This is a genomic window from Rhizobium sp. CB3060 (assembly GCF_025200735.1).
GTDB lineage: Bacteria > Pseudomonadota > Alphaproteobacteria > Rhizobiales > Rhizobiaceae > Rhizobium.
Genome location: NZ_CP104161.1, coordinates 1 through 21,709, shown reverse-complemented (window position 1 = coordinate 21,709; position 21,709 = coordinate 1). Strand labels below are relative to the sequence as shown.

Here is a 21,709-nt window from a genome sequence, read left to right as displayed (position 1 = left end):
TGCTAGGTTTAGGATGGTGGAAACGGAAGCGCCGCCGGGGAAAGCGGCGGCGCTGAAGGTTCGGTGTATGGTCGATGGCGACTACTCGGCCGCCTCGCGGAAGCCCTCCGCCTCCTCATCGGCCGAGTTGTCGTCGGGGGTTTCGGAAGGTTCGCCGCTGGCTGTCTCTTCGCTCGGTTCCGCGGCTGCATCGTCACGATCGTTGTCTTCGACGACGGCGTTCCTCCTGATCCAGTCGGTCAGTTCCACCATATCAGGGGCGAACAGCGCCGATGGATGGACGAAACGGCCGTCCTTGAAGTGGGTGGCGAGCGCGGCACGGGTTTCGCGAACTTTCGGGCGCGGAAGGACCGAGGTGTCCTTGCACGATGCTTCGAGCGCCTGGCGCGACAGGCACGAGAGGAAGTCGTCCGTCCCCATGTTGGGAAGGAAACTGTCCGCGCCGATGGTATCGCCCGCAACGCGGGAAACGATACCGCTGTTCGAGGCATCGCGCCTGCACGACAGCACTTCCGTCAGCATCGAGCGGGCGGCGATACGCAGCGTATCCATCTCGAAGCTGAGCTTGCCGTCGACATCGAACAGTCGGGCGGCGTGGCGGGCGATCCGCCTTGTGCTGGACATGTCATCGCCCGAACCCAGGCTGACGCGAATATTCAGTCCGGCGAATGCAAGGATGAGCAACGCCATCAGCGTATCGTCCTCGATCGGCGCGCGACCGAGCGCCGCATGCAATGCATCGGTTCGGTAGTCGCCGATCATGTCATGGCCACTCTGGGTGACATCCGGACGCGGCTTGGACAGAACGACATCCTGACCATCAGCCCCCGCGGCTCCAGTTTCCCCCGTGGCGCTCTTGCCCTTGGCCTTCTTCCCCTCCGGCATCCGGAAATGCACCGTCTGGACCTTGCCGTCGCGGTCAAGATACATGGCGGTGCTGTCCGACTTCTGCGGCTTGCCATGGACTCGTTCCGCCTTCGCAGGCAACTTGCCGCCGCCCCACTCGCTGGCTTCGACGATCACGCCGCGCTTAGGAAGGTTCTGCGCCATCCATTCCTGCTGCGCGCCGAGGAAGGCCTCGACGTCCGTGGTATAGCGGCCATCCTGGTCGGCGGGGGCGAACAGATCCTCGACCCACTGGATACCGTAAGCCTGGGCGAGTTCGTCACCGAAGCTGGCATCCTTCGCAAACATACGGGTCTTCGTCAGGCCCTGCGCCACGCGCCACCAGTCGATCTCCGGATCGGCCTTCGACGGTTTGTACTTTTTCCAGATCTCCTTCTGCTCATCGATTGGCGCTGCGGCGATGGTCCGCAGCTGGCGCTCTTCCGGCATGTCCCCCTTTGCCATCTGATCGAGCATCGCCGGCAGAACGTTGGCGAGAAGCCTGAGCTGCTTGATCCTGCGCACCGGTAGTGCCAGCGCAACAGCGATCGCCTCCTCGGTCCAGTTGAGTGCGACTAGACGTTCGATGCCCGTCCACTGATCGACAGGGTTCAGCGGTTCGCGGGCGATGTTCTCGACCATGGAGCGCATGGCACCATTGTCGTTTGCGGCCTCGACGACAACGACGTCGATCTCTTCAAGACCGGCGGCGATTGCCAGGCGCGTGCGGCGGTGGCCCGCCTCGATGACGTAGTCGTTTCCGCCATCCTTCGCTGGAAAGATGACCGGAGGCTGGATGATGCCGACCGCCCTGATCGTGGCCAGCAGCAGTGCGTCGGCCTGTGGCGTCGACTTCGTCTGGCGCGTGTTGTCGGGATTGTCGCGCAGAGCGCGTGGATCGACTTTCATGAGGTGCATGGGATGCTCCTGTTCGGGATTGCGGACTCGGCCCTTTGCCGGTCCTTTTCCGTCTTCTTCTCGAAGACATCTCCCGGACCGCGGAGCGGCCGGGCCGGCACAACTGCGGCCGAGCATCCCTGCCCGGCCGGACAAGCGGGGCTTCAGCCCTGCGAAGGACGACGGGCCGGGATCGCGTCAGGCCGTGGTTGAGCGAGAGCGCTGACGGCCCGGCTGATCTGCGAGCGGGTCTTTCCTTCTCCTTTCTTATTTTATTTTCAGCCCACGACAGCTTCGGACGAGCCGTGGGCTCCAATTTCGCGACAGCGCCGGTTGCCACGGCCGCCGAAAACTGCATCATCGCCACCGCAACAATCGCCGCACACCGGATAAGGCAGGCCGGCAATCAAGGCCGAGCTTCGGCCCACTCCGGTCGCCAGCCGCTCTGGCCTGCTGTCATTCGATAAAATTTGGGGATTCCGTCAGAGCATGAAGCAGCCGAAGCGACCGTTCATCGTTGAGATCAAACCGTCACGCTCCAAGGGGCGACAAAAGGACCGCGGCTCCATCTGGGGAAAGCTCGATATCGCCGGTACGGCTCGCGCGATTGCCGAGCAGGGTGCCGACGGCTGCGCTTCGGACGAGGCAGTTCCCGATGCAAAGATCACGCGGTTCGAGCGCAACAAGTCTTGAGGTGAGGAGCCGGCGACACCGCGGGCATAAGTTTCCCGCAACCCGCCGGCTCCGGTGCGCCCGCGACTACGCTGCGATCGCGATGGCTCCCTCGGCGCCTTCGACATCTTTGGCGAGCGCCTTCTCAACATCGGAGAGTTGACGGCGCTTTTCCGCGAGATCGCTGACAAAGGCGAATTCACCGCCCTCGCGCGATCGATAGGAAGAGAGCCGGCGATGGGCGTCATCCAGGCGCTGGCGATGGCGATCCTGCTCTTCCTCGAAGCCGACGAGCGCATACTCGAGGCGTGAGACCGCGCCGAGCGGCGTCACCGTCATCGAAAGCTCGATCTCATAGTCAGCGCCGGTGCGCAACAGCATAGTGGTGTAGTGGTATCCGTCCTTGCCAAAGCGCTCGCCGGAATATTCGAGATCGAAGCCGCCGATCGCGGCGATGACGAGGTCGCCCTCGTGCTGAAGCTGGACCAGCGTCAGGATCTCCTTCATCAGAGCACGGCCCGCCTCCTTGCGTTCCTCTAACGCCGTGTCCATGACGCTCATCGTGAAGGCATCACCGGTGGTTGGCACAAGACGCTCGATGTCCTGGCCGATCTCGCCGATACGACGCGTCGACACCTCGATGTCGCGCTCGGCGTCGCGGATCTGCCGACGGACGGCATACTGGTCGTCGTCGTGGGCAGAACGCAGACGTTCCAACCGAGCGATGTCCGCCTCCAGTCCGGCCTTCTGCATCAAGCGCTCGTCCCCGCTGGCGATCGCTTTCGCCATCGCGAATTGGCTGGCCTGGCCTTCGCCCATATCCTCCAGGCGGCGGATCGAGGTGTCGCCGCTGAGCGCTGCGGCGATGAAGCGGGCCTTTCGCTCGTTCTGCTGCCACATCTGGGCATCGAGCGACCCTTCCGTGGCATAGGCATAAATATCGACCTCATCATGCTGATTGCCCTGACGCACGATCCGGCCCTCCCTCTGCTCGATCTGCGAGGGCAGCCACGGCACGTCGAGATGATGGAGCGCCTTTAGGCGGAGTTGCGCATTGACGCCGGTGCCCATGGTCTCTGAGGAGCCGAGCAGGAAACGCACCTTGCCGGAGCGAACGTCGCCGAACAGCCGCTGCTTCGCCTCCGTGCGCTTGTAGTCCTGCATGTAGGCGATTTCGCAAGGTGGCACGCCCATGCGGACCAACTCGTCGCGGATCCAGCGATAGGCGGAGAAACCCCTGCTCTTCTCAACGCTGATCGTGCCGAGATCGGAGAAGATCATCTGCGCTGCCCCCGTCACCTCGTAGGCTTTGCCGTCGGGCCGGACATAGCTGTTGTCGGCGGTTTCCCTCCAAATGCGATAGGCATTGCCAATGAGAAGGTTGAGCTTGTTGTCTTCCTCATTGTCGATAGCCGGCATGACCAACCTGAGATCGATCGCCGCGTGCCGGCCATCGGTGATGACCGAAAGCAGGATATCGTCACCGGGTTGGGCCGGGCCTTCGCGCCGCTCGATCACCTTGATGCGGTCGTCAAGCGCCCGCTGATAGGCTTTGAAGGCGAGCGTCGGCTTGGCGGTGAGGATCTGCCGCTGCCCGGTCGAGAGCGACGGCACCTTGACGTACTGTTTCAGGTCCGCCGGCATGACGACGTCGGCGAATGCCCGAAACATGGAGATCAACTCCGGCACGTTCACGAAGCTGGCAAATCGCGACACCGGCTTGTATTTGCCCGACGGCTGCAGTTCGAGCTCGGTCGTCGTGTCGCCGAACGTGCTCGCCCAGGCGTCGAACTCATGCAGTCCCCGTTCGGCTAGTGCCGCGTAGCCGAGCAGCCGCTGGATCGAGAACATCTCGCCGAGTGTATTGGTGATCGGAGTCCCCGATGCCAGCACCAGGGCTCGTCCGGGATTCTTCGTCTCGATGTAGCGCGATTTGACGTAGAGGTCCCATGCCCGCTGCGATCCGTTCGGATCGATCCCCTTCAGCGTGCTCATGTTCGTGGCAAAACTCAGCTTCCTGAACTCCTGTGCCTCGTCGACGACGATCTGGTCGACGCCGATTTCGGAGATGGTGAGGAGATCGTCCTTGCGCGTAGACAGTGCCTGCAGACGCTCCTCCAGCCCCTCCTTCAAACGCTCCAGGCGCTTGCGCGAGACGCGATCGTCGCTTTCGACCTTGGTCAGCAGATCCTCGTAGAGCTCCAGTTCATCGTGGATCATCCGTTGTTCGAAGACCGACGGCACGGCGATGAAGCGGAAGGCGGAATGGGTAATGATGATCGCATCCCAGGTCGCCGTGGCTGCGCGGCTCAGAAACCTCGCTCGCTTGTCCTTGGTGAAGTTCGTCTCGTCAGCGACGAGAATGTTGGCGGCGGGATAAAGTGCCAGGAATTCGCGTGCGGCCTGAGCCAGGCAATGGCCCGGAACGACGAGCATGGCCTTTGCGATCAGCCCGAGCCGGCGCTGTTCCATGATGGCGGCGGCCATGGTCATGGTCTTGCCGGCGCCAACGGCATGCGCCAGATAGGTCGAGCCGTCGGCGATGATCCTCCAGATGCCGCGCTTCTGGTGCTCATAAAGAACGAATGCAGCGCTCGCACCCGGCAGCTTTAGATGGCTGCCGTCGAACGCCCGGGGCGCGATGTTGTTGAATCGGTCATTATAGACGCGCGCCAACCGGTCGGTACGGTCAGGATCGGTCCAGATCCAGCTCTGGAAAGCTTCCTTGATCCGCTGCAGCTTGTCGCGGGCAGCCTCCGTGTCGACGACGTTGAGAACGCGGCGTTCACCGCTCGCGTCCTTGAAGACGTCGAAGATCTGCGGAATCCGGCTGTTGAGCGCATCAGTCAGCAAATCGCCGGCGTGGCGGCGGCTTGTCCCCCATTCGGACGTTCCAACGGCCGTGTAGCCGAGCTGGCGTGCCTCGACCGTCCAGGAACCAAGCTCCGGCATATGATGGATGCGGATCTCGACATTCATCATCTCCTTGACGAATGCGACGACATCGGCAGCTGGAATCCACGGCGCACCGAGACGGGCGGTGATGTCGGACGGCCTGAGATCGGTTGGCTGCACCGCCTGCAGCGCGCGGACGTTGCGCCCGTAGGCAGGATCGACTGCCGCCGCTGCTTCGGCGGTAGCAAGCTTCGTTCGCACCGGACCGGAGAGATAGGCGTCGGCCGTCCGCCAGGATCCGTCGGCTGGATCGCGGAAGATCGCATCACCGAGTTCGGCGACGACATCGTCGGGGTCACGATGCAACAGCTCGGCAATATGCTCGAGGTCAACGCGCCCACGCTCGTTGAGGACGACCGCCAGTGCATCAGCGCCGCTGGTGATTATTGGCGCTGTCGGCGGCGAAATCACCCGCTCGGTGAAGATCTTGCCCGGCCGAGCCGTATCGGTTTCGAGATCGTAGTCTTCGATAGACGCGACCAGCCAGCAATCCGGATCGTCGCGGAAGGGCTGCAGATTCGGCTGGCGGTGGGTTTCCCGCACCTCGCCGGTTTCCTCGTCCTCCGAGATGGAAACCGTGGTATGGTTCACCGGCCCGAAATCACGCACGAAGCTAGACCAGGCGATGCGCAGCCGAACCTGCAGGTCCTTCCACGGCCGGTCCTGCTCCTGGGCTCTTAGAAGCTCCCTGACGGCGTTGCGGATCGGGATCAGCTTCATGATGATCCGGACATGCTTCTCCGGAACACCGTCGGTGGAGCGGCCCTTGCGTACTTTGATCTGGACAGGGGCGCCGTCGACCATCTGCATCAGGCCGCGCTTGCTGTCGACGAAGTAGCTGCCTTCCCGTACCCTGGAATTGTCGGGATGCAGCTCGATGATTTCGCCAAGATCGTCCTCAAGATCGAGGTCGATCTCGGTGGGCTCACCGTCATAAATATCCTCGGGAAGGTGCTCGATGACAGACGTGAGCGCCATCTCCAGGTCCTCGCCGGCGCGAGCAAGGCATGTATACGTCTCGCCGAAGGGGCCGGTGGTGAGCGCATGCGTGCCAAGCACGAAATCCGGATGGCGGGCAAACCAGCGGTTTACCCGGATGGACCCCTCATCGACGGTTGCTGGCCGGACCTCCTCCAGATCGATCCACGAGAGATCTCCTTCAGGTTCGCCCGCTTTGCGTTTGCGGAAATAGAGGATATCGACCACGACATCGGTGCCGGCGTCGGCGCGGAAAGCGCCCTCGGGCAGGCGGACCGCCGCGACAAGGTCGGCAATCCTGGCGATATGCTCACGGGCGGTGCTGTCGGCTTTGTCCATCGTGCCGGCGCTGGTGACGAAAGCGGCCAACGCGCCGGGTTTCAGAAGGTCGATCGAGCGGCTGATGAAATAGTCGTGCAGCCGCAGGCCAAGCGAGCGATAGGCCCGATCGGAGCGGACCGTGCGGTCGGAAAATGGCGGATTGCCGATCGCGAGATCGAAGCTTGCCGGCAGGTTCATGCGGGCGAAGTCGGCATTGACGATCCGGGCGCGCGGCTGCAGCAGCCGGACGATCCTCGCCGTGACAGGATCCAGCTCGATGCCGGTGACATGCGAGATGTCGCGGAATTCCGTCGGCATCAACGCCGGAAACAGGCCCGTGCCGATACCCGGCTCGAGGATACGGCCACCGCGCCAGCCGAGACGCTGCAGGCCGGACCACATAGCCCTGACGATGAACTCGGGTGTGAAATGCGCATACTGCGTGCAGCGCATCAGCGTCGCGTAATCGGTTTCAGAGACAGCATCTTCGAGCTGCTCGCCGAGATCGCTCCAGCCGTCACGGAAGCCGACCTCGCCGGGGCGGCGGAAGACCTGGTTGGCGAGTTCGGAAGCGCCAAAGCCGGTGAAGCGGATCAGTCGCGCCTGCTCGTCCGCGGTTGCGGGACGTCCAGCCTCCTCAAGCTCGGCGGCCAACCGGATCGCTTCGATATTGTGGTGGGCACGTTCCTTCCAGCCCTTCGCCAGACCGCGGCCGGCTTCCAGGTAGAAATCGGAACTGCGCACCTTCGATCCAGCAAGGGCCGTCGTCCGGGTGGGGGTAAGCGCCGGCAATGCCGGCGCTGACGGGGGTGATGTCGGGTCCGGATCCTCGTCGCCGGGATCATTCGCGGCATAGTCGGGAAACCCGCCTGTGCCGAAGTCGATGCCAAGGCCGAGGCCCGAACTCAGCGTGGTGTCGCCGAAGAGACTGAGTGTGAAGGGATCGTTTTGCGCCATGGGATATGTCTCCTGTGCTAAAGGCGCGCGGCATCGCCCCGGCCGGAACAATCCGGCGGGAGTTGAGCCACGAGAGGTTGGTGATGGAACTGCGTCGGTAGTCTCTATCGAGACCGGCAGGGATGGGTTGCTAAGGACGTTTCACCACGAAGAACTCGATGTTCTCCGGAGTGAGGTGGACACGCAGGTGGGTGCCGCCAGGATTGTCCGCGATCAGCGCGAGCAATCCTTCGGCATCGAGAAACTCGACACCGTCGTCGCCCCCGAAATGCCGACGCTTGTAGTGCCAGTAGTCGGTATTGGTCGTCGGATTGCATTCTTCGGCATACGAAACGAGCGGCTTTGCCCCTCGACGAGATTGCCGTTGGAGAGCAGATACACGCCCTCGTCGCCGACCAACCAGGCGCCCGGTTTCTCGTCCTTGCCGGGAGCAAGGCCATAGTGCGGATTGCGAAAGCCGCCATTGGCGGCTGCATCCAATCGTCCACGCTCGATCACCGCACGGACCTCGTTCAGCGGGAAAGTGAACATCGCGCTCTCCACTTCTGGTCACGCCGCGATGGCATCGGGGAGGAAGCGAAGATGCACTGGCAGCTTCGCCGAGATCTCGGCGTCCATAAGTTGGTCGAGAAGCTTCAGGATTGTCCCCTCCTTGCCGCCATAGAGCAGCACCATGCGCTTGCCGCGGTCGCCTTCGGGCCAACGCTCGCCGGCATAGCCGCGGTAGTCGTCGTGCGTGCTGCTCCAGATGTGCTCCAGACGCTCCTCGTGCGACATTGCCTTCACCGGGCGGGATTCACGCTCGATGATGGCGGAACGCATGCGATCCGGAGACGACCGATCAGAGAGATCGCAATAGCTGTGGAAGTGACGGATATGGCCGTCGATCTTCAGCGTGAAGAACACGCTCGTCACGAATCCGGTGAGGAATTCGCGCATGGCAAACATCTCGCCGCGGATCCAAAGCGGTGGCAGGACATCGAGCATGTAGTCGCACTGTGCCCCGCCGATCTCGAACCATTCACCGGCATAGAGTGCGCTATCGTCGCCCTCGAACCTGTTCGGACGCTGCTTGTGGCGGTCGAACAGCCGGAACATGTCCTGGCGTGACGCGACGCCTTGGAAGATCTTGCGGATGGGGGATGCGGGGTTCATAGCGGCTCCTTTCAGCCTCATCGGACTGAAGCGCGGCTCGTCCTCGTGGATGCCATCTTTCTCTTCAGACCTTCCTCACCCTCCCCGGCGGCCGCCATCCCGTCCGGCCGGGTCAGGGGCCGGCGCAGCCGGGCGGAGCTTCACCCTTGACGCGGACCGGCGGGCATGCGGCAGCCCAATTTCCCTCTTCTTTTTTCTCCGCTCTTCCTCTTGTCCCCAGATCTTCGTTCCAATCCCCGGTCATCGGCCGCAACCGTTCAAAAGCGCACCCAGACCTTCCGGCGATCGCTTCGATGCGACCGGCATAGACCTCGCCTTGCAAGTTATTGTCCGTCGCCGCGACGAGCTGCATCCCAGGGCGATTCGCAAGGGTGCGAATTGCGGTCTCCGTCGCCGGCGCCCAGCCGCCGCCGGTGCTGAGGTATACGCTGTCGATGCGAGCGTCCTCGATGGCCGCGAGGCTCATGGCGTCGATGGCGGCCTCGGTCACACAGGCGCGTATCGCATCCGAGCTGCCCATGCGAAACAGCACCTTCGCGCCGCCGCTGGCAAATCCACGCCAATGCGGACCCCGTTCCTCCCAACCGGTAACCAGGCCGGCATCATCGACATGGGCCGCCCACACGCTGCCGTATGGCCCTTCACGCAGCAGCTCCTGCCTGATCACCACGCGAAGAATGTCATCCGGGACAAGACGGTCGTCGGCGAGATATTTCCATGTCGGCGATCCCCTCCACGGCTTGCGCCGTCGACCCCAGCGCTCCCCGATCGGGATGATCTGCGCCCGTTGCTTCGGCGTCGGCTGCCATGCGGGTTCGGCAAATCGATAGCCGACCAGCTCGGCAACACGACGAAGGCCCTCCGGAAAACTCACGCCGTCGAGATATTTCATCAGCGAGAACACATCGCCCTTTGCCTCGGCATCGCCGAGAGGGTCGAACCACCCCTTACCGTCATGGATGACGATGATGATATCGCCGTCACGCCGGAATTTGACGGCGCGACGCGTGCTTTCTCTGAGGTCGACGGCAAAGCCGGCCTTGTCCAGAACTGCGGCGCAGGGCACTCGCTGCCTGAGGTCTTCCACTTCTTTCCTTCTCATGTTCTCTTGCCAGCCCTAATGGGGCTGCCCTTCCCTTTTCGCTCTTCTCCGCGGACCTCGCGGAACACTTTGAGCCAGCCGCGAAGAGCGGCGGGGGCAAGGGCGCGGCTCGCCACCGCAGGCAGAGCCGCGGCGCAGCTTCCCTTGCGGCCGCCCGATCGCAAGCGGCACGCAACCGCAAAGTGGAAGGAGGATATGTCGGTCAGCGCGAACGGATGCGGCTTGCCAAGGGGCCAGTCGGGACGGCCGGAAGAAGCAGTCCGATATCCTTCGATATGCTGAGAGAGATTGATGATTTTAGTCGGCGCGGTCGCCGAGCGGTGACACGGTGGGCTTCATATTTGTGTGGAATGGCTCGATCCATGCCGCCACTTTATGGGAGGCTGGCGGCCGCCCTTTGCGGATCGCATATCTGCAATGCACAATAATTGATTGCCCGCAGCACAATTTCTAGACATACGGAGGACAGCTGATGCATTTGATGGCCTCCTCCCAGTGCCATCGCGTTAGCTGTTCCCCTCTGGAGGTTTTGACCTTCACACCTAAAGGGCCCCGGTCTTCCGGCGGCCCTATTTTTCTGGCGGATTGCTATGGGAACGCCGTCAGCCCGATTTGTTCGACATCGCAAACCGCCGCACACCTTACCGTTGCAACTGCGGTATGCGAGTCGACGGTTGAAAAAATGCGCGAGAAATTATATCTTCTCGGCTGCGGGAATATTTTTGGAGAGCAAGATGCTCCACGAACCTAAGCTATTGAAAACGACCGAAGCTGCGGTCGTTGCCAACGTCGACGTACGCCAAGTCGACAAGTTGATCGACGAGGGTATTCTACCAACGGAGCTCTTCGTGCAGAACCATGCGCGACGTGTGCTGCCGGGCGGATGCGTCGCTATCAATTTCTATGTCCACACGGCCGATACGCTCGACGCTCAACTGCGCCGAAAAGCTATTGCTACGCTGGTACCTCGGCTACGCGATCTTTGGGCTGTTAACATCGATCACCACGCTTGGCAGAAGTGGGCTACGCACAACAAGTTCGTTATCATTGATTTCGACGAGGTCATTGCCGACACGAGACGCAGGCTCGCTGCGCTGGAGCGCGCGCAAGAGGCGGTCGTATCCGATCCAGAAATCCTTAACGGAACACCGGTGCTGAAAGGCACACGTGTCCCCGTATATACGGTTGCTGCAATGTTGTCGGAGGGCATCTCCCACGATGAGATGCTGGAAGACTATCCAAGCCTGAACAAGGAAAGCCTGGATCTCGCAACGATCTATGCTAAGGCCAATCCGCGGCGTGGTCGTCCTTCCGCGCAACTTAAGCTGCCGAGTGGCACGAGGCTGGAGACGCGCAAGAGTTTTCCGCGCAGCAAGGCGCAATGAAGTTATTGATCGACGAATGCCTGAGCCCTCACTTGGCAACTCGGGCACAGCAAGCGGGCTTTGGCCAGTCGTCGCACGTCGTCTGGATGAACAAAGCAGGCTGGAAGGACTGGCAGCTCAAAGAATTTATCTTGAGTGAAGACTGGACGTTCGTGACTATCAATTCGGTCGATTTTCGTGGTCCCCAGTCAAATCCCGGCGCGGCCGGCCAATACGCGGATGTCGACCTTCATGCCGGCCTGATCTGCTTCAACGCGCCCGACGGAATCGGCAGAAAGGAGCAACTCGAAATGCTCGATGCGGCATTGCAGGTTATTGAGGTTAATGGCGGTGAAATCATAAACAAGCTCATTGAAGTCACCCTCACCGAGGAAGGCATCGAAGCGCAGATGTTCTCGCTTCCTGAGTGACTCACGCAAGAGTCTCGGTTGGCGTTCGCGAAGATTGACGCGGCACCTATCGGAAATCCAGCACTCCAATCCTATGCCGGTGGCCACGAGACGCTGTCATCGAGTTCGAGGCGATCCGTTTGCGAACTCCGATGCAGCGATGCTTGTTCGTTTGCGTGAGCGCGAAGTAATTCGCAGCGATAGCGCGTTGGAGTCGTTGCCGTAGTTTTCGCGCTCATTAGAGCACAGTGAGTTGCTCACGCGTTGGAGCGAGGCAGGTTGCCTGCTCGCCGCGCGGACCGTAGCTGCCCGAAAGCCTGTATCCTGCGTCACAATAGTAGGGCTCGTCGTATGCGCCGTCTACGCCCCATTGATTTTAGAGTTTCAGCTACCGGGTAAGGCTGCCTAAGGGCCAGATGTGAGCTCACCGGATAGTATCTGACGAGCTCATTATGAGGCCTTGATGCGGGCGGCATAGGCCCATGGCATCAGCGCATCGATGTCTTTGGCGAGGTGGCCATTTGCGAGGCGGGTGAAGAGGTCGCACAGGTAGGCGTATGGCTCGACGCCGTTCATTTTGCACGTGCCGATCAGGCTGGCAAAGCGGGCCCAATTTCGGCCCCCTTCATCGTGCCCGGCAAAGAGCGCATTGCGGCGGTTCATGGCCGGTCGGCGGATGGCGTTTTCCACCAGGTTGGAGTCAATATCGACGTGGCCGTCGTCCAGGAACAGCCGGAAGCCGTCCTGTCGCGTTAGCATATAGGCCAGGGCTTTTCCGAGATCAGACTTGCGTGAGACGCGCTTGGCTTGCGCTGCCAGCCAGGTGAAGAACTCGTCCACGAGCGGAAGGGACAGGTCCTGTCGAACTGCCCGGCGATGTTCGGGATCTGAGCCCCGGATACTGTCTTCGACCTTGTAGAGCGCGGCGATCCGCACCAGCGCCTCGTCGACGATGGGCGATCCACTCTTTGGCGTGGCCTTGATCAGCTTCCTGCGCCCGTGCGCCCAGCAGAAAGCCAGCTTCAAGGGATCGCCGCCCATCCGGGCCGACGTGGCGAGGTGAGAGTAACCACCGTAGGCATCGACCTGGATTGTCCCGTTGAACCCGTCAAGGATTTCAGCGGCATATTCGCCCTTACGCCCGGGCCGGTAATGGAACACCACGCCCTGCGGCGCGGAGCCATTCCAGCCACGGTCGTCACGCAACACGGCCCAGAGATAACCTGTCTTCGTCTTGCCTCGCCCCGGATCAAGAACCGGAGCTGTTGTCTCGTCGACATAGAGCCGCGTGCTTTCAAACAGCAGCCGTTCAGCCATGTGGTCGACCACCGGTGCGATTTCGCTGCCCGTGCGCCAAGCCAGTCGGACAGGACCGTGCGGTCGATCGGCACCCCGTGTCGCGCCATGACCTCGGCCTGCCGGTTGAGCGGCATATGTTCGGAATGTTTGGCGACGGCAATCTCAGCCAGAAGGGCTTCGGTCGGCCAGCTCCCTTCCAGCAGATGCGCTGGCGCTCTGGCCTGGATGACGCCCGTTCGACCCTTGGGGCATGCGTATTTCGGGCGGATCGTGACGATCACCTCGTAGCGCGCCGGAACCCGGTCGAGCCGTTCCGTCCGATCCTCGCCGATCCGGACCATGTTGCCGCAGCCGCAGGGACAAACGATGCTCTCGGGCTCGATCACTCTCTCGACCCGCGGCAGGTGTTCGGGCAGTGCACGGGCCTTACGCTCCTTGCGAGGAACGGCCTTGTCCGGATCGGATGCGCTGGCTTCGATCTTTTTCTCGACGGCGGCAATCCGCGCCTGTGTTTCGGCAATCGCCGTTTCAAGGTCTTCCAGCGCCAGTTCCATCTGCGCCGGATCGAGCTTTTCCGATTTCGGCCCGAACTTCGTGCGCCGATAGTCGTGAACCTGCCCTCAAGCTTCTCGATCAGTTCCTTCAGCTCGGTGATGAACGCGTCCTTTTCGGCGACCACCGCTTGCTCATGCTGACGTGCCGCACGCTCGACCGACAGCTCGAACTGCACGTCCGCAAAGGCTTTCAAAACCTCGGGAGGAAGGTCCGGGAACTGGCTAAGATCGATCGGCTGCGACATGCAGCTTCATAGCAAATCGAAGCAGAAAAACCCAATAAAACAATACAAAAACAGGACGGCTGAGTCATCCTGCCGCAGTCGGCGCTGTTACCCGTTGCGCCATGACCCGTCGCCAATCAAGCCCTTCGAATAAGGCTTCGTATTGACCCCTGGAAAGACGCATCGTCCCATCCTGAACCTTGGGCCAGGCAAAGCTACCCTGTTCCAGAATTTTGTAGGTCAGCACCATTCCGGTGCCATCCCACACCAGGATTTTGAGGCGATCGCCGCGCTTCGACCGGAAGATCACGGTCACCCCGGAATGCGGATCGAGCTTCAACTCGGTCTGCACCATCAGAGCCAGCGCCTGATGCCCACAGCGGAAGTCCACCGGACGCGTTGCAATCAGGATCGGCAGTCGTTGGCCCGCGACAATCATGCCGCCCCTCGCATGGCTCGCACCAGAGCCGCCACACGTTCAACCGGCACATCGTCGGGAACCCGCATCACAACGTCCGGGCCGATCTCCAACGTCAGGACCGACGAAGCCGCCTCCGGCAGCGGCGGCGCCAAAACATTCACAGCCGCGCTCGGCTCTGCCGCAATCGCCAAAGGCACAAATGCAGGCTCGGCATCGCCGCTCTCCGACAGCCCCGACATAGACTCAAAAGGCAGGGCCAGAGTGCCCTCGCGCACTTGCCGGCGCCACAAGGAAAGCTGGTGCGGAACAACGTCATGACGGCGCGCGACATCAACGACACGAGCACCAGGCTCAAGGCTTTCCGCTACGATCCGCGCCTTCACATCATCTGGCCAACGCCGGTTTCCGCGGCGCGGCTGGACAACTTCGTAGCGCCCAACAAATCCATCATCTGCCATGCAAATCTCCAGATAGTCCTGGAAACCTTCTCGCACACGCAGCAAGCCTCAAAATATAGCCAATCCAATGGGGCGGAGGCGGCGCTTACCTCGTAACCTGGCCTCAAACTGTGAAACCCCACGCCGCTGCAGGTTGGAAACGAGTGCCCTTTTGCAAGCTCGTTCCAAAGCTTCTGGATCGGTAGCCGGCATTCGGCATTTGGGTCGCCCCGCCCCGGATTGAAGAGGCACAAGATTACCTCGCATCCCCAGTCATAAGACCGCGCCCTTCTTGGGCAGTGATATTTGGCTTGAGAGAAATAAGACGCGCGTAACGCGCTGTCTTTGGTATTCAGGCGCCTCTAACGCGCCGAAGCATGGAATTAAGCCTCTCGTTCTCCTCTCGGAGCTTCACGACCATCAGGCGCTTCAGATGGCGGTTCTCAGCCTCAAGAACCGCGAGTTCCTCCTGCGAGCCAGGGTGCTTTGCGGGACCCGGAAGCTCATCGAGCGTTTCCGGGACGTCAGAGCGTAACGTACTTGCGCGGGTTCTGGCTCGAGGTTTCGCAGCCGGCGTCAAAGTCGGTTGATCTGGGGAGGAAGGCAGGTCTTCGAACGCGTCGTCCCCAATAGCTGCCGGCGCGATGGGACTCTCATTTCGCAAAGAGGTTGCCGCGGACCTCCCGGAAGGACCGTCAGCGTCGACCTGAGCAGCAGAAGCGACCACCCTGGGTTCGACTGCCGCTACGCCTTCCAAGACTGAAGGAGCTTGAGGCAGGTCAACCTCGGGCATCGCACCGTCGGCCTCGACCGCGCGGGCTACCGCCTGCAAATCCAGATTGCCCCAGATCGAGATTGGTGGGGATTTGGTTTGGCGCCTGTTCGTCTTGTATTCGACGACGAAATTGCGTCGTGGTGTTCTCATGTGTCAGACGATCGGGATTGGATGATAGTGATGCGACCATCAGAATGCGCAAAGATTTTTGAAGGCATTCATATCGAGGATCGGCGTCGAGGTGAACTAGCCAGGGTCGCCCCGCTAGCTCATTCCAAGTCTTTTGCGTAGATCAGCGTTTTCCGCGCGCAGCTTCTCGGAGAGCAGTTTTCTCAGCCGCCGGTTTTCTTCCTCGAGCTGGATGAACTCGTCGAGCTCATCGTCGACCGAAACAGACACGGTCCGGGTGTCTGTGACAAGCTGAGCGGCAGTTTTCTTCCACTGATAATAGGTCTGATCCGAAATCCCGGCGCTCTTAACGGCATCCTTCAGAGTTGTCCCACCAGCAACCTGAGCTTCGATCTTGCCGATCTTCTCCATCTTCTCCTGATCGCTGAGCCCGCGGATTCTGGGCTTTGCCGGTTTGGGCGTGTCCACACGGGCCTTTTCCGCCGCTGCGTTCTTTGCTCTTGAAGTCTTTTTCGGAGCAGCCGGCATGGAAACGGTACCGTCCTGCAGGGTCTGAATCTCTTCGTCAGCCATTGGTCGTCCTCTGTGAATTAGCGCTTTCTCTGTCAGCTCGACCCAAGAGTCAACGTTCCGGGCCTGCGGCGCTATAAATTGGGCCGAAATCTACCTCGACCGCGCATAAGGTCCATCGGTACGATCGCCCGTCGGATCCTGGCTCAGCTCCGAGGTAGCGCGCGGATCGATCCTTCCCGTTCACGTTAACTTGAGGAAGAACGAGCGCAAGCCCTGAAGGGCTCGCGACGGTAGCTCGCGAGTTAGGCGCGCCTAACTCGGCCCAAATCCCCAACACTGACCTTCAGCCCCTCGGTGCCGCACCCGCTATCCAAACGTCGCTCAGGCCGACCATCACAAGCCCAATTCGATTAACTCTCGCTCGACGATGTCCGTCGGCCCGGGCACAAATCTCAAGAGCTATTCACGCGGCCGGAGCCATCTGCCGTCAGTCTTCTGGAGCTCCTTGCGCCGTCACGCTGAGCGAAGAGATAAATCGCCCCTCTGTTTCCTGCCCTTCCGGACCGCGGGGTTCGCTGCAGCTACGAGATTGGGGGAGACGAAATTGTCGAGAATTCCTCCGCGGCCAAAGCCGCGGTTTCCGTACACCCGCGAGCCAAATCGAGCGCTGTCCGAGTTCGGTTCCCGCGCTTTGAAGTTTGGTTAGCATCGGTCCAAGGCTGGAATTCACCCTCCCCGGCTTTCGAATGCCTCAAACTCCGCACGCTGAAGGTCTCAGCTGTCCCCACAAGGGACTATTGCAAAATTGAGTGGATATGATTCCCTGTTGTTGAACGGGGATGATTGTCATGGCGCTGAAGCGGACAGGTCAGTTCAGTTTTGTGGATGCGTTGATGCCGGCCGGTGGCGGCAACCAGCGTCTGGACCGGTTATCGGGCCTTGTCAAATGGTACCGGTTCGAGAAGGTGCTGCAGCGGCTGCGCAATGATGCGGCTGCCGGCCGCCCGGCCTATCCGCCGCTGATGATGTTCAAGGCACTGCTCTTGCAGTCGCTGTACGGCCAGTCGGACATGGAGCTGGAAGAAGCGCTGTATGATCGGCTGTCGTTCCGCCGCTTTGTTGGCCTGAGCTTGGAAGAGACTGTTCCCGATCACACGACCTTGTGCCGGTTCCGCAACCATCTGATCGAGGCGCGGTTGCTGGAGGCGCTGTTTGCGGAACTCGACGGTCAATTGGACAAAGCCGGGTTGATACTGCGGCGTGGCACGATGCTGGACGCCCCGATCATCGAGACGGGAGCGGCTCGGCCGCCGAAGTGGCGCCTGCCCGGACGGGAGCCCGGACAGGAGATTGGCGAGCGTGGGGGAGATGACGATGGCGTGGACACGGTGCCGCCGGTGAAGCTGAGGACCCGGATGCCCGTTTCACGCGGCGCAAGGGCCGGCGGGGCTCGTCCTACGGCTACAAGGCCCATGTCGGCGTTGAGGGCTCGGGCCTGGTCCGCCGGCTGATCACCACCCCGGCCAATGTCAACGATACGATCTGTGCCGATGATCTGATCTGCGGTGACGAACAGCGGTATTGGCCGACAGCGCTTATCATACCCATGCCGCGAGAAGACGCTGAAGGCCAGGGGCATCAAGGCGCGGCTGATGCGCCGGCCCAACAAACATCACCGTACACTGCCACCGAAGCTGCAACGCTTGAATGATCTGATCGCCCGTCGGCTCGCTGCCGTCGAGACGACCTTTGCCACATGGAAGTCGCCGCATGGGTCTTTCGGTCATTCGTTATCGCGGACTGATCAAGGCGCAAGCCCAGGTGCTGATGACGGCAATCGCCTTCAACATGCGCCGCTGGGTGACGCTGACCGCCACCCGCTCAAAACCAAAACAGCCACCTAAAAACAGCCCGCTCACCAACATAGCGGACCCAAAAACTCCGCCCCAACCCTTAAGCCGTGTCTCCGCTCGCGTTTATGCAACAATCCCCTATGGTGTAACGTTGTCGGTCTATCCGACGCAAGATTGGCTGGAATCACAGTGCGCCCTAACAAGTTAGGCGCGCCTAACTTCTGATTCATTGTTCGCCTTCAACAGGGCCATAAGCATCGGACCAAGAGAGAACTCCCCGCGGTCAGCTCGGCGTGACAGATCCCGCAAATAGGCGCCGGGCGAGTTGATAAAATTAGCGCGCTCGAGGATGCAAGCGATCGTGGCGGCCGCGTTTTCCGGTCCCATACTATCGCACGCATCCTGATAAGCGGACGGGCTAACCCCCAACATCGATCGCACAACGACGGCGGCCGACATTAGGTCACGCCAGCCTCCAATTCCGCCGCCCGGACCATAGTCAGCAATTTGCGGGCAAGCCTTCAAGACGATTGCCAACGGAAATGTTTTTAACGGCTCGCGCCTTAGCGGTTCGATTTCGCCCGGCTTTGCCCCCGGCTCCTTTTCGGAGCTTGGTTCAAGTTCATTGATGGATTCGGGTTTTGAATTCTGTATGTGACGCTCATCATGAGCAGCATTGGTGCTATTAAATGCGGTTTCTTTCTGAATTTCCAGGAGGCTAAGGACTTCGGCATAGAGAAGCTGCATCTCGTCCAAGATGCCTTCAACGTCGGCGCGCGATGGTGTCCGGGGGAGGCGGGCTATCAGGTCAAGATAGATGTCCTCGATCGCCTGCCAATCACCCTCAGCACCTTCCTCGATGGCAGCGCTGATCAGCTTTCTGACGTCCCTGCGGCAAATAGTGAGGGCCTCCTTCGCCTTTCTGAACGCGATGCGGGCCGCAACGACTTCCTGTGCCATCAGCGCGAACTCTTCGGCGCGGGCGAGGAGCGGTGACAAATCGAAACCGAAAGCCGACTCAATCTCTCCGTCACGATCCTTTCGCGCGAACCTCTTGCCGTTGGCGCTGTCCTTTCGAACGATAAGTCCTGCATCCACGAGAATGGCGATATGCCGGCGCAGCGTCGCGCCGGCAATGCCATGGGCACGCAGTGTCAACTGGGCGTTCGAAGGAAATACGACCAAGGGCTTGTCCTGCTGAAGGTCATTGGTCGGATGGAACGTCAAAAGTGCATCCAGGATGGCGATGCTGCGATCCTGCAGGCCCAGCGTTTCCCTAGCCTCCGCAACATCACGGAAGACCTTCCACTTCTCAACTGACTTACCCGGCTTGATCTCGGTCGCGGCCACCTGCCGTTTCACGAGGGCAAGCGTCATCGGCCGCCGCCCGAACGGCGTCGTCACACTTCCCGTATGCATCGTCTTTTACCTTTCAGAAGGCAAAAGAAATCCGCTCACCCAAAACGGTGCCAAAGACTCTTGACGAAGATTCATGGAAATGCGATTCTCTGTCTTGCTACAGAACAGATGAGGGCTTCCACGACGGCAACGTTGAGGGGGCTCTTTTCTTTTGCGGGGTTCACTCCGTGGTTTGTTGATCCAGTGTACTATTTCGTCGACTTGTGCTCGCGATAAAGCGTCTCAAGCGTCTCCAAGACGAGCGCGGCGAACTCAGGTGCTTCCTTCCTGTCGATGGCAATTTCCAGTTTCCCGTCGGTGTTCAGCACTTTTGCAAGGCGTTTTCCGTTGTCGGCCGTCCACACGTCAGCAGGCACGGAAGCCGACTGCGGTTTCAAACGTGAGACGACTGCCTTGAACCGTGCCTCCGAGGGGAGGGCCTTGGCCTCGCCGGTGTCAAGAAACACTTGGGCCAATTCTAACGAACCGTCCTTTGCCAGTAGGTCCGCAAGTTCAATCCAGCTCCGCCGACCAACACCGGGAGCAGGGCCGATCGCATTGATCACTTCCCGAGGGATCCTGACCACCACGGACAGCATGTAGGATAGATCGCTCTTATAGACCGACAGGGCTGACATGATGACATCCCTGGAGAAACGTTGCTGCAGATTGTCCGCGAAAAGTGCCTTTTCGATGTAGGTCAGATCCTGACGCTCGTTGTTCTCCTGTCCTTGCGCCACGACGAGTTGCTCATCCGTGAGATCACGAACGATCGCTTTGATCGGCCGTTCAAGCGCCTGAACTGCACGGAGCCGTCGGTGACCAAATGCGACCTGATAGCGGCCTGTCTGATCCGGGTGGGGGCGGACAAGAATAGGTACTTGCTGACCGCTTTCCTCTATCGAAGCGATTAGTCCCTCGATATCGCCGGGCATTCGGTCTTGTATGAAGGAAGGTTCGATCTCGGCCGGGTCGATCTCGATGATGGTCCGCCCCTCGGCAAGCCGTCGTTCGATCTGATCAGCACGCGCCTGACGGGCCTTCTCTTCACGAATAGTGCTGCCGACCTGTTTGACGAGCTTGTTGTCGGCAGAAGCTTCCTCGGACTGGATGGTCGGTGAAAGCAGGGGTCTGCCTTGTGGCTTTGCCGGGCGTGCGGCATCGACAGAGACGAGATTAAGAAGGTTTTTCCGGCTCATGCGGCTCTCCCCCACGATTTCTTGATCAGGGTCTCGATTTCCTCGTTGACGTTGTTCATCGCCTCAAGGGCGCGATCATAGGTGCTGCGCGTGAATTGACCTCTCTCGACCTCATAAAGGGTCTGATTGGTTAGTCCTGCGTCCGAAACAGCGGTCGTCTTCAACATTGGAAAATTCAGAACATGCGAACCAAAGATCGACCGTAGATAGCCGACCATTTGATTCTGCGGCCCATCGGCCGGTTCGAAGCGTGTGATCAGATAACGCATCCATGAAAAGTCGACGTTGCCTCCGGCACTCGCGACTTCACGAAGAAGATCGGCCACCATCGCCAGGAACTGGTTCATCGACATGACGTCGAGCATCTGGGGGTGAACAGTGACGATCACCGATGTTGCCGCGGTGAGGGCCGACAAAGTGAGATAGCCAAGTTGCGGCGGGCAATCGATCACGACAATGTCGTAGTTGCTTTCGACTTCGTCCAAGACTTGGCGAACGCGGTCGAAGAACATCACGTCGCCCGCTTGGCGCTTCATCAACGCCCGCGGCGTGTCATGCTCGAATTCCATGAGCTCTAGATTGCCCGGGATCAGATGTAGATCCGGAATGTAGGTCGAGCGGATGATCTCCTGGATTGGCCGGCGCCCATCATCGTAGCGGATGGCGCCATACATCGTCTCGTTCGAACCGACATCCAGCTCGGGCTGGTTGCCGAAAAGAGCCGAGAGACTGGCCTGGGGATCCAGATCAAGCGCCAAAACCCGATAGCCACGCAGCGCCAGATACTGCGCTAGGTGTGCGGCGGTTGTGGTTTTGCCGGAGCCACCCTTGAAGTTCATAACGGAGATGACCTGCAGTGCTTCACTATCACGCCTGTGAGGCAAATACCGTCTGTCAGCCCGGCCAACGCGGTCGAGGTGGCGTCGGATCTTGTCGATATCTTCCACGGAATAGGAACGACGGCCACCGGCCGTCGTGCTGACCTCCAGGTCCTCAATGTCGTTGGCAATCTGACGAAGATAGACTTCCTTGACACCAACGAGCTTGGCCGCTTCAGATGGCTGGAAATGACGAATCCCCTTCTCCGCAACAGGGGGGAAGGTGCTCATGTGGTGGGCTTGGAGCTGGGTCGCAAGCGCCGACGAGTGTCGTTCGATCAGGTCGACCAACGTCTCTTGTGCTGCAGTTTTCTGTTCAGCCGTCCGCTTCAT

Annotated in this window: 13 protein-coding genes and 4 pseudogenes; 4 read left to right on the top strand and 13 right to left on the bottom strand. The window is 60.5% G+C overall.

What is annotated here, in order from left to right:
* Positions 1–81: 81 nt before the first annotated feature.
* The gene (locus tag N2601_RS32235) at positions 82–1,803 is read right to left on the bottom strand and encodes a ParB N-terminal domain-containing protein (protein WP_260305985.1); all 1,722 of its coding nucleotides are present in this window, start codon (positions 1,801–1,803) and stop codon (positions 82–84) included.
* Between the two features lie 468 nt (positions 1,804–2,271).
* Between N2601_RS32235 and N2601_RS32230 the strand changes: the two genes are divergently transcribed.
* A complete protein-coding gene (locus tag N2601_RS32230; RefSeq protein WP_260305984.1) occupies positions 2,272–2,475 on the top strand; it encodes a hypothetical protein in 204 nt (67 codons plus the stop codon).
* Between the two features lie 66 nt (positions 2,476–2,541).
* On the opposite strand, the gene N2601_RS32225 is transcribed toward N2601_RS32230, so the two are convergent.
* From N2601_RS32225 to N2601_RS32210, 4 genes and pseudogenes are all read right to left on the bottom strand, one after another.
* Positions 2,542–7,665, bottom strand: coding sequence for a DEAD/DEAH box helicase family protein (locus N2601_RS32225; protein ID WP_260305983.1), 5,124 nt, complete (start codon positions 7,663–7,665; stop codon positions 2,542–2,544).
* A gap of 130 nt (positions 7,666–7,795) precedes the next feature.
* A pseudogene (locus N2601_RS32220) lies at positions 7,796–8,196 on the bottom strand (DUF3085 domain-containing protein).
* 18 nt (positions 8,197–8,214) lie between these two features.
* Positions 8,215–8,820 (bottom strand): DUF1419 domain-containing protein, encoded by a 606-nt coding sequence (locus N2601_RS32215; protein ID WP_260305982.1) that lies wholly within the window; start codon positions 8,818–8,820, stop codon positions 8,215–8,217.
* A gap of 112 nt (positions 8,821–8,932) precedes the next feature.
* Positions 8,933–9,922, bottom strand: coding sequence for a DUF3991 and toprim domain-containing protein (locus N2601_RS32210; RefSeq protein ID WP_311319478.1), 990 nt, complete (start codon positions 9,920–9,922; stop codon positions 8,933–8,935).
* Positions 9,923–10,656: 734 nt separating this feature from the next.
* Between N2601_RS32210 and N2601_RS32205 the strand changes: the two genes are divergently transcribed.
* Both N2601_RS32205 and N2601_RS32200 read left to right on the top strand, forming a co-directional pair.
* On the top strand, positions 10,657–11,307 hold the full coding sequence (locus tag N2601_RS32205; RefSeq protein ID WP_260305981.1) for a DUF433 domain-containing protein: 651 nt from the start codon (positions 10,657–10,659) through the stop codon (positions 11,305–11,307).
* Positions 11,304–11,717, top strand: a complete 414-nt coding sequence (locus N2601_RS32200) for a DUF5615 family PIN-like protein (protein ID WP_260305980.1) — start codon at positions 11,304–11,306, stop codon at positions 11,715–11,717. The genes N2601_RS32205 and N2601_RS32200 overlap by 4 nt, the downstream gene beginning before the upstream one ends.
* A 429-nt stretch (positions 11,718–12,146) precedes the next feature.
* Here the strand turns inward: N2601_RS32200 and tnpC are convergent.
* The 5 genes and pseudogenes from tnpC to N2601_RS32175 all read right to left on the bottom strand — a co-directional run bounded on the left by tnpC (position 12,147) and on the right by N2601_RS32175 (position 16,108).
* Positions 12,147–13,794, bottom strand: a pseudogene (gene tnpC, locus N2601_RS32195) (IS66 family transposase).
* A gap of 64 nt (positions 13,795–13,858) precedes the next feature.
* Complete coding sequence (gene tnpB, locus N2601_RS32190; RefSeq protein WP_260304104.1) at positions 13,859–14,212, bottom strand: IS66 family insertion sequence element accessory protein TnpB; 354 nt, start codon at positions 14,210–14,212, stop codon at positions 13,859–13,861.
* Positions 14,209–14,652 (bottom strand): IS66-like element accessory protein TnpA, encoded by a 444-nt coding sequence (gene tnpA / locus N2601_RS32185; RefSeq protein ID WP_260304103.1) that lies wholly within the window; start codon positions 14,650–14,652, stop codon positions 14,209–14,211. The genes tnpB and tnpA overlap by 4 nt, the downstream gene beginning before the upstream one ends.
* An 89-nt stretch (positions 14,653–14,741) precedes the next feature.
* A pseudogene (locus N2601_RS32180) lies at positions 14,742–14,921 on the bottom strand (hypothetical protein); the annotation flags it as partial.
* Between the two features lie 749 nt (positions 14,922–15,670).
* Complete coding sequence (locus N2601_RS32175) at positions 15,671–16,108, bottom strand: transposase (protein WP_260305979.1); 438 nt, start codon at positions 16,106–16,108, stop codon at positions 15,671–15,673.
* 779 nt (positions 16,109–16,887) lie between these two features.
* Here N2601_RS32175 and N2601_RS32170 point away from each other — a divergent pair.
* Positions 16,888–17,923, top strand: a pseudogene (locus N2601_RS32170) (IS5 family transposase); the annotation flags it as partial.
* Positions 17,924–18,105: 182 nt separating this feature from the next.
* Here N2601_RS32170 and repC read toward each other — a convergent pair.
* The 3 genes from repC to repA form a co-directional block, all read right to left on the bottom strand.
* Entirely contained in the window at positions 18,106–19,320 is a 1,215-nt protein-coding gene (gene repC, locus N2601_RS32165) for a plasmid replication protein RepC (protein WP_260305977.1), read from the bottom strand.
* Between the two features lie 188 nt (positions 19,321–19,508).
* Complete coding sequence (gene repB / locus N2601_RS32160) at positions 19,509–20,498, bottom strand: plasmid partitioning protein RepB (protein WP_260305976.1); 990 nt, start codon at positions 20,496–20,498, stop codon at positions 19,509–19,511.
* Entirely contained in the window at positions 20,495–21,709 is a 1,215-nt protein-coding gene (repA, locus tag N2601_RS32155) for a plasmid partitioning protein RepA (protein WP_260305975.1), read from the bottom strand. The genes repB and repA overlap by 4 nt, the downstream gene beginning before the upstream one ends.